This is a genomic window from Arthrobacter sp. B10-11 (assembly GCF_033142195.1).
Taxonomy (GTDB): domain Bacteria; phylum Actinomycetota; class Actinomycetes; order Actinomycetales; family Micrococcaceae; genus Arthrobacter; species Arthrobacter oryzae_C.
In genome coordinates this window covers 1,066,779-1,080,435 of sequence record NZ_JAWMTH010000001.1, presented here as the reverse complement: position 1 = coordinate 1,080,435, position 13,657 = coordinate 1,066,779, and the positions used below count along the sequence as shown (strand labels likewise).

At 68.0% G+C, this 13,657-nt stretch carries 14 protein-coding genes; 7 read left to right on the top strand and 7 right to left on the bottom strand.

What is annotated here, in order from left to right:
- Positions 1 to 41 precede the first annotated feature (41 nt).
- From RW112_RS05060 to RW112_RS05050, 3 genes are read left to right on the top strand one after another with little or no spacing between them, the layout of a single operon-like run.
- Positions 42 to 1,271 (top strand): thiolase family protein, encoded by a 1,230-nt coding sequence (locus RW112_RS05060; protein WP_317780683.1) that lies wholly within the window; start codon positions 42 to 44, stop codon positions 1,269 to 1,271.
- Positions 1,271 to 2,110 carry an enoyl-CoA hydratase/isomerase family protein gene (locus RW112_RS05055; protein WP_411709853.1) on the top strand — a complete coding sequence of 280 codons (840 nt, stop codon included), beginning with the start codon at positions 1,271 to 1,273 and terminating at the stop codon, positions 2,108 to 2,110. Before RW112_RS05060 ends, RW112_RS05055 begins: the two co-directional genes overlap by 1 nt.
- A gap of 2 nt (positions 2,111 to 2,112) precedes the next feature.
- On the top strand, positions 2,113 to 2,985 hold the full coding sequence (locus tag RW112_RS05050) for a 3-hydroxyacyl-CoA dehydrogenase family protein (protein ID WP_317780681.1): 873 nt from the start codon (positions 2,113 to 2,115) through the stop codon (positions 2,983 to 2,985).
- Positions 2,986 to 3,007: 22 nt separating this feature from the next.
- On the opposite strand, the gene RW112_RS05045 is transcribed toward RW112_RS05050, so the two are convergent.
- Positions 3,008 to 3,448: an SRPBCC family protein gene (locus RW112_RS05045; RefSeq protein WP_317780680.1), complete on the bottom strand. Its 441-nt coding sequence runs from the start codon at positions 3,446 to 3,448 to the stop codon at positions 3,008 to 3,010.
- A gap of 36 nt (positions 3,449 to 3,484) precedes the next feature.
- Between RW112_RS05045 and RW112_RS05040 the strand changes: the two genes are divergently transcribed.
- Complete coding sequence (locus tag RW112_RS05040; protein WP_317780679.1) at positions 3,485 to 4,093, top strand: GNAT family protein; 609 nt, start codon at positions 3,485 to 3,487, stop codon at positions 4,091 to 4,093.
- Between the two features lie 23 nt (positions 4,094 to 4,116).
- Here RW112_RS05040 and RW112_RS05035 read toward each other — a convergent pair whose 3' ends face one another.
- Positions 4,117 to 5,013 (bottom strand): SGNH/GDSL hydrolase family protein, encoded by an 897-nt coding sequence (locus RW112_RS05035; protein ID WP_317780678.1) that lies wholly within the window; start codon positions 5,011 to 5,013, stop codon positions 4,117 to 4,119.
- A gap of 195 nt (positions 5,014 to 5,208) precedes the next feature.
- Here RW112_RS05035 and RW112_RS05030 point away from each other — a divergent pair, with 195 nt between their 5' ends.
- Together RW112_RS05030 and RW112_RS05025 are read left to right on the top strand one after the other, a co-directional pair.
- A complete protein-coding gene (locus tag RW112_RS05030) occupies positions 5,209 to 5,922 on the top strand; it encodes a tyrosine-protein phosphatase (protein ID WP_317780676.1) in 714 nt (237 codons plus the stop codon).
- A gap of 19 nt (positions 5,923 to 5,941) precedes the next feature.
- Positions 5,942 to 8,434: a trypsin-like serine protease gene (locus RW112_RS05025; protein ID WP_317780675.1), complete on the top strand. Its 2,493-nt coding sequence runs from the start codon at positions 5,942 to 5,944 to the stop codon at positions 8,432 to 8,434.
- A gap of 107 nt (positions 8,435 to 8,541) precedes the next feature.
- On the opposite strand, the gene RW112_RS05020 is transcribed toward RW112_RS05025, so the two are convergent.
- From RW112_RS05020 to RW112_RS05010, 3 genes are all read right to left on the bottom strand, one after another.
- Positions 8,542 to 9,801 carry a globin domain-containing protein gene (locus tag RW112_RS05020; protein WP_317780674.1) on the bottom strand — a complete coding sequence of 420 codons (1,260 nt, stop codon included), beginning with the start codon at positions 9,799 to 9,801 and terminating at the stop codon, positions 8,542 to 8,544.
- A gap of 145 nt (positions 9,802 to 9,946) precedes the next feature.
- The gene (locus tag RW112_RS05015; protein WP_317780673.1) at positions 9,947 to 10,831 is read right to left on the bottom strand and encodes an anti-sigma factor domain-containing protein; all 885 of its coding nucleotides are present in this window, start codon (positions 10,829 to 10,831) and stop codon (positions 9,947 to 9,949) included.
- Entirely contained in the window at positions 10,818 to 11,393 is a 576-nt protein-coding gene (locus RW112_RS05010; RefSeq protein ID WP_317780672.1) for an RNA polymerase sigma factor, read from the bottom strand. Before RW112_RS05010 ends, RW112_RS05015 begins: the two co-directional genes overlap by 14 nt.
- A 207-nt stretch (positions 11,394 to 11,600) precedes the next feature.
- Here RW112_RS05010 and RW112_RS05005 point away from each other — a divergent pair, with 207 nt between their 5' ends.
- Entirely contained in the window at positions 11,601 to 12,185 is a 585-nt protein-coding gene (locus RW112_RS05005; RefSeq protein ID WP_305942067.1) for a ferritin, read from the top strand.
- Positions 12,186 to 12,319: 134 nt separating this feature from the next.
- On the opposite strand, the gene RW112_RS05000 is transcribed toward RW112_RS05005, so the two are convergent.
- Positions 12,320 to 13,030: a DUF4397 domain-containing protein gene (locus RW112_RS05000; protein WP_317780671.1), complete on the bottom strand. Its 711-nt coding sequence runs from the start codon at positions 13,028 to 13,030 to the stop codon at positions 12,320 to 12,322.
- Positions 13,031 to 13,139: 109 nt separating this feature from the next.
- Positions 13,140 to 13,553, bottom strand: coding sequence for a PaaI family thioesterase (locus tag RW112_RS04995; RefSeq protein ID WP_317780833.1), 414 nt, complete (start codon positions 13,551 to 13,553; stop codon positions 13,140 to 13,142).
- Positions 13,554 to 13,657 lie beyond the last annotated feature (104 nt).

The window sequence follows — 13,657 nt, the reverse complement described above, 5'->3', positions numbered from 1 at the left end:
CCGCAGATGACATTGCCGTTAATCGCGTGAAGGGTGTTTCCATGGCCTCAGCAGTAGCAGGACCGCAGGCATTTTTGGTGGGCGGTGCCCGGACACCCGTGGGCCGCTACGGAGGCGCGCTCTCGGCCGTTCGCCCGGACGACCTTGCCGCCCTCGTGGTCCGCGAAGCCGTTTCCCGCGCAGGCCTTGACCCCGATTCCATCGACGAAGTGATCCTCGGCAACGCGAACGGCGCAGGCGAGGAAAACCGCAACGTGGCCCGCATGGCCACCCTGCTCGCCGGGCTGCCCCTCCACATCCCGGGCATCACGGTCAACCGGCTGTGCGCCTCCGGCCTGAGCGCCATCATCATGGCCAGCCAGATGATCAAGTCCGGTGCTGCGGACATCGTGATCGCCGGCGGCGTGGAATCGATGAGCCGGGCACCCTGGGTGCAGGAGAAGCCGCAGACCGCCTTCGCCAAGCCCGGTGCCATCTTTGACACCTCCATCGGCTGGCGCTTCGCCAACCCGCTGTTCCAGAAGGGCGAGCTGTCCCGGGACGGCAAAATGACCTACTCCATGCCGGAAACGGCTGAGGAAGTGGGCCGCGTGGACGGAATCTCCCGCGAAGACGCCGACGCCTTCGCCGTACGCTCCCACGAACGCTCGCTCGCGGCCATCGCCGCCGGCCGGTTCAAGGACGAAATCGTCCCCGTGACGGTCAAGACCCGCAAGGGCGAAGCCGTGGTGGACACCGACGAAGGCCCCCGCGCCGGCACCACCATGGACGTTCTCTCCGGACTCCGCCCCGTGGTCAAGGGCGGATCGATCGTCACCGCCGGCAACTCCTCCACGCTGAACGACGGCGCCTCCGCCATCATCGTCGCGTCCGAGGCGGCCATCCAGAAGCTCGGCCTCACCCCGCGGGCCCGCATCATCGACGGCGCCTCCGCCGGCTGCGAACCGGAGATCATGGGCATCGGCCCCGTGCCCGCCACCCAGAAGGTGCTGGGCCGGAGCGGCTACAGCGTCGGTGACCTTGGCGCCGTCGAACTTAACGAGGCGTTTGCCACCCAGTCGCTGGCCAGCATGCGCCGGCTGGGCCTGGACCCGGACATCGTCAACCGCGACGGCGGCGCCATCAGCCTGGGGCATCCGCTCGGTTCCAGCGGCTCACGGATCGCGATCACCTTGCTGGGTCGCATGGAACGCGAGGACGCCAGGATGGGCCTCGCCACCATGTGCATCGGCGTGGGCCAGGGCACCGCGATGCTGCTGGAGCGCGTGTAATGGCGGCCCCGGACAGCGCGAACGGACACGTGAGCACCCAGGACCTGAGCACCACGGACCTGAGCACCCGGGACTTCACAACCCTCCTGGTCGAGGAGCGTGACGACCGCGTGGTGGTGCTCCTCAACCGCCCGGAGGTCCGGAACGCCATCGACCAGCAGATGGTGGATGAACTCCACGCCGTGTGCGCCGCGCTGGAGCAGAACCCGAAGGTACTGATCATTGCGGGCGTGGACGGCGTCTTCGCCTCGGGTGCGGACATCGCCCAGCTGCGCGAACGGCGCCGGGACGATGCACTGCAGGGCATCAACTCCACGATCTTCGTCCGGATCGCCAAGCTGCCCATGCCCGTCATTGCCGCACTGGACGGCTACTGCCTCGGCGGCGGCGCGGAGCTCGCCTACGCCGCGGACTTCCGAATCGGCACGCCCAGCGTCCGCATCGGCAACCCCGAAACCGGACTGGGTATCCTCGCCGCGGCCGGCGCCAGCTGGCGGCTGAAGGAGCTGGTGGGCGAACCGGTGGCCAAGCAGATCCTGCTGGCCGGCCTGGTGCTGCGTGCCGAGCAGGCCCTGGCCGTCAACCTCATCACCGAAATCCACGAGGCGCCCGTGCTGATGGATGGCGCGCACAGCCTCGCGGACCGCATTGCCCGGCAGGACCCGCTGGCCGTGCGGATCACCAAGTCCGTGTTCCACGCACCGGCCGAGGCGCACCCGCTGATCGACCAGCTGGCGCAGGGCATCCTGTTCGAGTCCCAGGCGAAGTTCGACCGGATGCAGGCTTTCCTGGACAAAAAAGCAACTAAAAAATCAGACCAGTCAGACGGGACGAAGTAACCATGAGCAACTCCGTACTTCCGGCGGACCTTCCCGCAACAGTCGGTGTCCTCGGCGGCGGCCGGATGGGGGCCGGCATCGCCCATGCCTTCCTGATCAACGGCGCCAACGTCCTGGTGGTAGAGCGGGACGAGGCCTCGGCCGAAGCAGCCCGGGAACGCGTGGAGTCCGCCGCTGCCAAGAGCATCGAGCGCGGCGCCACGGACGGCAACCTGGACGAAATGGTCTCGCGGCTCTCCGTGACGGTGGACTATGACGACTTCAAGGACCGCCAGCTGGTGGTCGAGGCCGTTCCCGAGGACTGGGACCTGAAGGTCGCCTCCCTCCGCGGAATCGAGGAGCGCCTCTCCGACGACGCCTACCTGGCCTCCAACACGTCCTCGCTGTCCGTCAACGGCCTGGCCCGTGAACTGAAGCGGCCGGGAAACTTCCTGGGCCTGCACTTCTTCAACCCGGTTCCGGCGTCAACGCTCATCGAGGTGGTGCTCGGCGAACAGACGTCCCCGGACCTTGCCGCCGCAGCGAAAAGGTGGGTGGAGGCACTCGGCAAGACCGCCGTCGTCGTCAATGACGCCCCCGGTTTTGCCTCGTCACGCCTGGGTGTGGCCATCGCCCTGGAAGCGATGCGCATGGTGGAGGAAGGCGTCGCGTCCGCCGAGGACATCGACAACGCCATGGTGCTGGGTTACAAGCACCCCACCGGTCCGCTGCGCACCACGGACATCGTGGGCCTGGACGTCCGGCTGGGCATTGCCGAGTACCTGCAGTCGACCCTGGGGGAGCGCTTCGCGCCGCCGCAGATCCTGCGCGACAAGGTGGCCCGCGGCGAGCTGGGCCGCAAGACCGGAAAGGGCTTCTTCGACTGGCCGGCCTAAGGCTCGACGGCGGTGTTCCCGCCTAGCTCCCGGCCCGGGCGTCGAGGGCGGACTTCAGGCCGTTCATCGCGGGATCCCGGAGTGACATAAAGGCCGGCTTCATGAACGGTTCAATGAGTTTGAGGGCGCCCTTGAGCTGGAACTCCGCCGTGTACTTCACGGTGCAGCCGGTCCCGTCCGGCGAGACGTCGATGGAGTCCTCGGAGATCACCGTCTTGTTTTCGCCGCGGAGCTTGATGTGGTTGCGGGTCAGCTCCACCACTTCGTAGATGAGGGTCTGCCGCTTGCCCCGGAATTCCGCTTCGGCGTGGTACCGGTGGCCCACGGCAACCGGCCCCTCGGAGAGCTTCTTCACCACGGGCGTGCCCGGATCCCATTCCGCGGTGTGCTCGAAGGCTGACAGGTAGGTGAAGGCTTCCTCTGCCCCGAGGGGAGAGCTGACGGTTCCCGCAACTGTGATCATCCCAACAGCCTAGCCTCTGCCCCCTAGGATGGTCCGGTGACTTCCATCGAACCCATCACGCTGACCGGCCAACACGTTGTGCTCGAGCCGTTGAGCCGCGCGCACCACGGCGGACTGGTGGACGCCGCCGGCGACGGCGAGCTCTGGAAGCTCTGGTACACCAGCGTGCCCACCCCGGAAGGCATGGCCGCGGAGATCGACCGGCGACTCCGGCTCCAGGAAACCGGCTCCATGCTGCCGTTCACCGCGCGCCTCCTGGACCCCGCCACCGGCGGCCCCGGCAGGGTGATCGGGATGACCACCTATATGAACATCGACGCCGCCACTCCCCGCGTGGAGATCGGTTCCACGTGGAATGCTGCGTCTTCGCACGGCACCGGAACGAACGCGGACTCGAAGCTGCTGCTCCTGCGGCATGCCTTTGAAACGCTGGGGTGCCCGGCTGTCGAGTTCCGGACGCACTGGCTCAACCACCAGTCACGGGAGGCGATTGCGCGGCTGGGAGCCAAGCAGGACGGCGTGCTGCGCAGCCACACCCGGACCGCGGACGGGCAGCTACGGGACACCGTGGTGTTCTCGATCCTGGAGCACGAGTGGCCCATGGTCCGCGCAGGCCTGGAGTTCAGGCTCGCCAAGCGGCGCTAGGCGAGCCTGAACTGACAGGACCTCTACCGCGCCAATTTGGCCGGCTGGACCTCGGTCATAACCGCCGTGGCATAAGCCCGGTGCCCGGTGGGATTCGGGTGGAAGTTGGTGTCAGCCAGGGGGTTGCCGCTGTCGTAGGCGATCCAGGGATCGTCGGAGTTCACGGCGTGCCCGGCAAACCTGGTGGTCACATCGACGAACTGGGCGTCCGCCCCGCCGGCCTTGGCACTGGCGACGGCACCGGCGATTGCGGTGTTGAGACTGTCGGTGGCCCGGTTGATCAGGACCTGCTCGTCCGCGGAAAAGTAGGGATTCCCGTCGGCCGGTTCGAACAGCCTGGGATACCCCAGGACCGCGATCTTCGCGTTCGGAGCCAACGCGTGGATTGTCGCGTAGGCGCTCGCCAGCCCGGCGCCCACCTGTCCAAGCGAGCCCTCCGACGCCGCGACCGCGTTGGCGCACACCTCCACGCCATTGGTTGCGCAGGCAAACAGTACGGGGCTCACTCCGGCGTCATTGGCTCCGGCGGTGATGGTGACCAGCTGGGTGGAGGCGCCGAGATGGTCCTCCGCCACGAGCCCGGCGAGCTGGGCCTCAACGCTGATTTTTTGTTGGAGCGGGTCGTCGCCCGACAAAAGGAGTGCCCCATGGCAGGCGGCATTGTCTACCAGGGACACTCGGCCTGTTTTGTCGACGTCGCCGACGTACCCCGGGGTGCTCTGCCAACACGTCGGTTCATCCGGTTGGTCCGCTTCCCCGGCGCCGGTCCCAGCAGTGTAGGAGTCACCGATGGCCACGTAATCAAGTCCGCCCTCAGGTGCGGCTCCCGCAGGACCCGCCGCGGTTCCCACTGCCAGCGTCAGCGTTGCCAGGGTGGCAGCGAATGCTGCGCACCGCCGTCGTAATATCCGGTCACTCATCAGTTTCCCCTTTGTTCTGAACTGTGCACCGGGCTGCAGGCCGCGGGCCGCGGCAAGGCCGCAAGTACGCCCAACGGTACAGCCAGCAACCGGCCGCCGGACACGGGCCGGAATACCCGATTATTTGCCGCGCACCACCCTATTTTCCGGCAGCTACCCGTGCCGGATGTCGGGGGTCTGTGATTAGCTGTCTGGATGGAACAGCCTGGACAGCCCGTGAACTGGGACGGAGCGGTGAATGCCTGGCGCATTTCCGGCAGCGTGTTCCGGATGGGGCGCCGGGAATGGGTCACCGAGGCGGGCTGGAAACAGGCGTACGACGACGGCGTCCGCACCGTGATAGACCTCCGGAACCCTTCGGAACACGGACTGAGGGACACCGATCCCGAGGTGGGCGCGGAGGTACTGGCGGCGTTCGACGTCGTGCAGGCTCCCACCGAAGACCCGGACCACCCCGAGTTCAAGGAACTGTGTTCCCCGTACCTGAACGATCCCGCCTGCTATGCCGCCAACGCCCGGCTGTTTCCGGACAAGCTCGTGGCCGTCTTCAAGGCCGTTGCCGCTGCGCCCGCCGGCGTGGTGATCCATTGCTCCGCCGGACGCGACCGCAGCGGAATGGTGGCGGCCATGCTCCAGGACCTCACCGGAGCGGGCGATTCCGAGATCGTGACCGGCTACCAGGCGGCCATGCGCGGCATCAACGAGCGCCACCGGACAGCCGGCCCGCCGCACAAACACGAGCGCTACCTGGAGGAAGAAGCCTTGGTGCCCCTGCTGGAGAAACGCGGCGGCGGAACCCTGGCGTTCGTCCGGACACTCGACACCCGGAACTATCTTTTGCGGCACGGCATCACCGCGGCCGAATTGGCTGCCATCCGGACCCGGCTGGCAACCAGCATGACGACGTGAACACAACATGGGGGACACCTTGACGCATCATTCCGGCCGGAATCCGTTCCACCGCGCCCTGGGACTCGCCGCCACCGCCGCCATGGCGTTCGGGGCCACGTTCCTCGCGGTTCCCGCCGTCGCAGAGTCCGGTTCTCCGGCAGCCCCTGTCGCTGGCGATTCGGCACCGTCCGCGCCCGCCGCACCTGATTCTTCCGCATCCGCACCCGCCGCGCCTGCCGTCAGCGACGCCGGGCTGACGGAGGCCATCCTCCGCGACCTGGGCATGACGCTGGACGAGTTCAACGCCGCCGGTGACCAGGGCAAACGCGCGGCCGACGCCGTTGCCTCCTTGCGTGCCTTGCCCGGCTATGTGGGGATCAGCCTGGCAGACGGCCGGATCGTGGTCGAAGGCGGCGGGCCGGAGCTTGCGGCCAGGGTGGCTGAGCTCAATGCCGCCGGCCCCGGCGACTTTGTCCTGGTAGCTGCCGGCGCCCTGTCCGCAGGTCCCGCACCGTCCGCATCGCCTTCGCCTACTTCGCCTTCTTCCAAAGCCGCGCCCGCCGATCCGGACGATCCCGCCGATCCGGCCGCACCGGTGGCGGCGGACCGCGTCGCCGCCAGCTCGGACCAGCTTTTCAACGACTACGTCAGCGAAGTCGGGGCCGACGGCCTGCAGGCGGTGGCGTATGCCAACGGCAGCTTTGTGATCCGCACCGGCGGCACCAACCAGCCGGAAGCCGGCGGCACCCCGGAGACCCCGGCCAGCGGCACCCCCGCAGCTTCGCCGCCGTCGCCGTCCGAGTTCGTGGCGCGCTACTCGAACGTCCGTCTCGAGCAGGGCGAACCGCTTGCCCCGGAGGAAGACTTCTTCGGCGGGCAGGGCTACGTCCTCAACAACGGCATTGTGTGCTCCGCCGGTTATGGCGCCTACAGCCCGGAAGGCGAACCACTGGTCCTCACGGCGGGCCACTGCACCGAAGACGGCACGGTCACCACGGCAAACGTGGAGCGGCCGGAATCGCCGGCGAACAAACTGCTGGGCACCCTCGGGTTCAGCCAGTTCGGCGGCCCGGGCAACTCCTGGATCACCGGCGATGAAGAGTATCCGGGGAACATCGGGACGGACATCGCCGTTATTGAGGGCATCCGGTCAGGACTCGAGGTCCAGCCCGCCGCCACCCGCTGGGATGCGCCCTCGGATCCCGGATCCACGGCCGTGAAGATCATCGGAACGGCGTCGCCGTCGCCGGGGCAGGCCGTCTGCCGGTCCGGCCGCACCGCCGGCTGGTCCTGCGGCACGGTGGATGAAGTAGGCATCTATGTGGTGGGCGGCATCACCGCCGACCCCTCCGACCTTCGGGCTTTCCGCGGCTTCCTCTCCAACTCCGTCCAGTCCAGCGGCGGCGACTCCGGCGGACCTTGGATCAGCGGAAACTTCGCCGTTGGCACGCACTCCGCGGGAGATGCCCCCGGTTCGGCGGCGAACTTTGCCGTGGCCACCACCCTGGAGGACGCCATGACCCGGCTACCGGGCATCCAGCTTGAGCTGTTCCTCAACAAACCCGCACTGACGGGACCGGCCAGCGAAGGCGGCGGAGTTGCGGTCGGCCAGACCATCACCGGGCAGGTCGCCGCGGCTCCGGCCTCCGCTGTCGCCGCGGGGTCGAAGGTCCGCATCACGGTGCCCGGGCAGCCGTCCGCGGACGTGCCGGTGGACTCCTCCGGACGGTGGCAGTTCACTGCCCCCTCGCCGGCCGGCCGGTTGCGGTTCACCGCCGAAACGGTCAACGGTTTCAGCCGCTCCGGTGCCAGCTCTTTCGACGTCACTGTGCTGCCGTCCGAGCTGCCCGCACCTGTCATTTCCGCCCCGAGGGAGGGTGGCGTCCTGACGGCACTCGAACGCGTCGAAGGGACCGGAACACCCGGCGCCACGGTGGAACTCTCCGGCGATGCCACCGGCCAGGCCGTGGTGGGGCTCGACGGCACCTGGGCAGTGCCCGTAACCGGGCCCGCGAGGTTCGGCTCCTTGACGGTCAGGGCAGTACAGGCCGCAGCAGGCATCGCTGACAGCCCGGCGGCGAGCCGGACCTTCACGGTAGTGCCGCCGTCGCCCGCGGTGACCAACATCCACAACGGCCAGCATTTCGCCCACGACGCGGTACCGCAGCAGCTCGCCGGCACTGCCCTGAAGGGCGCGGCGGTGACGGTCACGGTGGACGGCGCCGCAAGAGTGCTCGCCGCGGCGGACGGCACCTGGAGCATGCCGCTGCCGGCCGGGCTCCCGGCCGGAAACCATACGGTGGCGGTCAGCCAGGCGGTCGACGGCGCCGCATCGGCACCGGTGAACCTGACCTTCGTGGTGGATCCGGCTCCGGTGATTGTTCCGGCCGCCGTCATCCCGGCAGCTGTCTCGGGCCAGCTGCCGGCCACCGGCGCCGACGGCCTGCTCACCGCCGCGGGCGTCGGGGCCGGTGTCCTGCTGCTCGGCGGCGCCGCGCTGCTCCTGGCAAGGCGGCGCTCCCGCCGCTGACCGCCGCCCGCCGACCGCCGCCCGCCGCCCGCCGGGTGCGAGTTTTTTGTCCACTTATCGCGACCAATAGCGGCCTTACCTCGCGATAAGTGGACAAAAACTCCGGGCTATTGGAAGTCGGCCAGCCAGAGGTCCGGGCCGAACACTTCGTACTGGATGTCCTTGGCCGGTACGCCCCGTGCCACCAGCGCGCTCCGGACCGACTTCAGGAAGGGCAGCGGACCGCAGAGGTAGTACTCGGCGTCGTCCGGCAGATCCACCGCGTTGACGTCCATGAAGCCCTTGAACGCCGGTGCGCTGTCCGTCCAGGCTGACCCCGTCCCGGCTGCACCCGTCCCGGCTGCACCCGAAGCGGCGGGTGAGCCATCCGGTTCGAGGAACCACGTGTTCAGCGACCCGTCTGCCAGCTGCGCGAGGTCCTCGGTGACCTGGGCCCGGAGCGGGAACGACTCCGGGGTGTCATCCGCGTGGAGGAGCATGACCTGGCGCTGGGAACCGGCCTTCACCAGATGGGACAGCATGCCGGCCATTGGCGTGATGCCGATGCCCGCGCTGGCCAGGACAACCGGCCTGTCCGTGTATTCCAGGACCACGTCGCCGAAGGGTGCCGAAAGCACCACCTCGTCGCCTTCGTGGATCTCGTTGTGGAGCAGGTTGGACATCTCGCCGTCGGGCGTGGGGAGTCCTTGGACGCGCTTCACCGCGAACTGCCGGTGGTGGCCGTCGTCGGCCTTGGTGAGGCTGTACTGCCGGGGCTGGTGCACGCCGTCGTGCATCAGCATCTTGATGGTGACGTACTGCCCGGGAAGGGACGGTTTGACGTCGCGCTCATCGGTGCGTTCCACAATGAACGTGAGCACGTCGTCGGTTTCCTGGATCCGCCGGACCACCCGCCACGTCCGCCAGATCGTCTCGGGCGAAAGGTGCACGGCGTTGTAGAGTCCGCGTTCCTTGTTGATGAGCATGTTGGCCATGAGCCAGTAGACCTCGTCCCAGGCGGCGGCCACCTCGGGAGTGACGGCATCGCCGAGCACGTCCACGATGGACCACATCAGATGGTCATGCACAATCTGGTACTGATCCGGGGCCAGGCCCAGCGACACGTGCTTGTGGGCCACGCGGGAGAGCAGATGGTCCGGCAACTGGTCAGGCTTGTCCACGAGGAACCCGGCAAACGCCGCGATGGACCCTGCCAACGCCTGCTGCTGCCTCCCGTCCGCCTGGTTGCCCCGGTTGAAGAGGCCGTCCAGGAGGTCCGGCCGCGCCTCGAACATGTGTTTGTAGAACCGTTTGGCGATCTCCTCGATGTGCTCGCCAACTACAGGCAGCGTTGCCTTGATGACTGGAGCAGAGGTGTCTGAGAGCATGGTTGGTCCCTTCCGGTCTTGCCGGTGAATGCAGGCGGTGGTTCGTCGCTCGGCACAGCAAACCTAGCAGTCCGGGCCCGTCCACTTCCGGGCCGGTTGGCACTTCACGGCAGTCGAAAACCGGTGTACCGGGGCAAGCTTCGGATCAGTTTTCCGTAGCCAGCTCGCCGCGCGCAATACTGTCCGACGAGTGTGCGGGGTTGCCGTCGAACGGCTCGTTGGACACGTCCACAATGGGGTACTCGGCCAGGTCCAGTCCTTCAGGGATGGCAAAGACCCCGGGCTCGCCGTCCAGCACGCCGAGGCTGACGAGCTTGGAGAGGTCCGGCGAGATGACCCAGACCTCACGGAAGCCGTTGATTCGGCTGTCCGGGAGCTGGACCACCAGCTGGCGCGTCCCGTCGGGAAGCTCCTCCACCAGCGCCTTCCCGTTTGCCGTATACGACGCCAGGGGCTGCAGCGGTGCCTGGGCAATGACCACGGGCCGGGGAGCCGTCGGCGTGGGCGAAGGCACGGCTTCCGGGCCCCGCCCGAGGACGCTGTAGCCGGCCCACACGGCGGCCGCGCCCACGACGATCCCGGCGGCCGCCGCCATCGCCACCCAGCGCCGGGCACCGGAACCTGCCCTCGCACCTGCGGCGCGCGGCCTAAGTGGCGTCGGCGCGGTGACCGGTGCTGAGGTGGGCGGCGCTGAGGTGGGCGGCGCTGAGGTGACCGGCGCCGCCGCCGGGCGTCCCGCCGTCGTACGTCCCGCCGTCGGACTCTCCGGAGAGGGGTCCCGGCTCAGCGGGTCCTGAGCCTGCTCCGGGGAGAGCCCCAATGCCTGGTGGATGGCGGCCCAGTTGTGCGGTCCGGGCGTGGCCAGTTCCACTTCGGCCGGATCCACGGTGGCGGCGCGGACGGTGCGCTCCAGGGCGGCGAGGGTTCCGGAGCACTCACTGCAGAACGCCAGGTGATCGGCCTCGGCCGGGCTCACGGCGGGTTCGCCAAGGGCCAGCAGGCTCAGCTGCTCATCGTCAAGATGCTTCATGGCCCACCTCCAGGCGGGTCCGCATCCGGGAGAGGCTGCGGCGGATGTGGCTCTTGACGGTGCCGAGGGGCAGTTGCAGGCGCGAGGAGATCTGGTCGTGCGTGAGGTCCTCGTAGAACGCCAGCTTCATGATCGCCTTCTGTGGATCGCCCAACCGGTCCAGCTCTTCCTCCAAGGTTATGCGGTCCGCCACGGCTTCCACGTCAGCCGCCGGCGGTCCGGCGACGCGTTCATCACCCACGAACTGCCCGGCGGCGTGTTCCAGCTCCTGCCGGCGCATCCGGGCGGAGAGCGCATCGGAAATGGCGTTGCGGGTGATCCCCACCAGCCAGGCCGGCAGGCGGGCGGCTTCCGGCCGGTAGCTGTTGCGTGACTTCCAGGCGCGGATAAAAACTTCCTGGGTGACGTCGTCGGCCGCTGCCCGTTCCCCCAGCGACCTCAGCGCCAGCGTGAACACCAGCGGGCTCAGCCGCCGGTAGGCCTCGGCGAGGGCCGCTTCCTGGCCGGACGCGAACGCATGATCGAGAGCAGCGTCCCAATCGTGCGGGCCGGCAGGGGTCATCGATGGCTCCTTCGAGCGGCAGTGAGACCTGTGGAACCACATTATGCCGTCCCCGACGCCGGTCCGCCATAGACGCGGACCAGCGGGGTCTTGACCAGCTCCTCCACGCCGGAGCAAGCTCAGTGAAGGCCCTCCGGCAACCCCGGGCCACGCAGAGCCTCCGTGCCGCAGGTCCTCAGCCTTGACCCCCGACTCGAGGAGAGCCCCATGAGCACCACAACTTTCAACGACCTGCTCATCAAACAGGTCGGCAATGAGTTCGCAGCGTCCCAGCAGTACATAGCCATTGCGGCCTGGTTCGACGGGCAGGACCTGCCCCGGCTGGCCAAGCACTTCTACCGGCAGTCGCTGGAGGAGCGGAACCACGCGATGATGATGGTCCGGTACATCCTGGACCGGGGCATCAGGATTTCGATTCCCGGCATCGACCCGGTCCGGAACGACTTCACCTCGGCGGAGGAACCCCTGGTCCTGGCCCTGGCGCAGGAAATTGAAGTCACGGACCGCATCAAGGAACTCTTCGCCGCGGCCCGGGCGGAAAACGATCCCCTTGGGGAACAGTTCATGCTCTGGTTCCTCAAGGAACAGGTGGAAGAGGTCGCATCCATGTCCACACTCCTGAACGTTGCACGCCGGGCGGACAACCTGTTCGACGTCGAGATGTTCCTTGCCCGCGAACGGGTGGGAGACGCCGGGGGCGGCGGCGGGCACGGCGGCCACCACGGTCACGGCGGCGGGCACGGCGGCGGCGGCGACTCCGGGACGCCGGAAGCTGCGGGCGGAGCGCTGTAAATCACGACGGCGGGGGGTCGCGTTTGCGCTGTGCCAGCCGCACCAGCGCTGTAGATCACACCAGCGGTGACAGGCACAGCGGCGGGGCCGCGCCAGGCGGCCCCGCCGGTGTTGGTTATGAGTGATGGCGTGGGTCAGCGGCGGCCGTGCCGCCGGTCCTCGGAGTCAACAACCTGGACTGCCACGGCCAGGTTGCCGTCAGCCAGGCTGCCCCAGGCGTACACGATCGTGTTCTTGCCGCCCTCGACCGTGATGTCGGCCGGCCCGATCACGGGGTCGGTGGTCCCGGCGGCGGCAACGGACGCCGAGATGGTTCCGGCCTTGAGCTTCAGGGTTGCCTCGTCCGGGTTGCTGAGTCCCTCGATCACGGCGGATCCGCCGGCCAGGACGTCGACGGCGGGCGCCGCGGCTACGTGCCTTACCGTCAGCTTGCCCTTCTTGTCGTTGCGCGGAGCCTTCGTGTCGTTGGCGAAGAGTGTGGCCGTGGCGGCGCCCTCGGCGTCGAGGTGGGCCACGGCGGTGTAGTCTCCGCCGCTGTCGAGCTCAACGGTCACCGGCCCGATCACCGGGTTGTCGGCGCTGGTGGCGTCCGCGGCGGTGATGGCGATGTCGTAGTCGCCGGCGGCGAGCTCCAGCGGGCCGGCCAGGGTTCCGGGCGTGAAGTCATCCAGGGTGAGGTTGCCGTCCACCCACACGTCCACCGTCAGGCCGGGGACACCGTGCAGGACACTGAGCTTGGCGGGGTCGTCGTCGTGGTGGTGCCAGCCACCGGCCTGGGCGGGCGCTGCGAAGGTCAGTGCGGCCGCGAGCGACAGTGCTCCGGCGGCGTAGGTTGTTTTGCGCATTTCAAACTCCTCAGAGGGACGCCCGGGGGACGGGCTGTGTTTGTGCTTACGCCTTTACTACCTGCGGGATGCCCTCTTTGGATGCAAAGTCATGAAGTTTTTTTGTCCATCATTTCCGGTCCATCAACAGGTTGGTGATCCGGAGCGTGCACAGGCGCTGGCCGGCCTCGTTGGTGAGCAGGACCTCGTGCGTGGTCAGCGTTCCGCCCAGGTGGATGGGCGTGGCCGTGATGGTGATCTGGCCGTCGCGTGCCGATTTGTGGTGGGTGGCGGACACATCCACGCCCACGGCGGTCTTGCCCATGGTGCTGGCGTGGATCACGGCGGCCCAGGAGCCCACGGCCTCGCCCACAGCGAGTGAGGCCCCGCCGTGAAGCAGCCCGAAGGACTGCCGGTTGCCTTCCACCGGCATGGTGGCGACAACACGCTCCACGGATTCCTCGACGATCTTCACGCCCATCTTCTCGTCGAGTTCGCCGAGCGTGATCTTCCACAGTTCGGCGCTGCCGGTTTCGGGCTGCATGGCCACTTCGCTTTCGTTGTCGGTCTTCCTACTGTGCAGCAAGGCTAGTGTGCAGCGCGGCACATTCATGTACTGTAGACATATTACCGAACGGACGGTCAGTA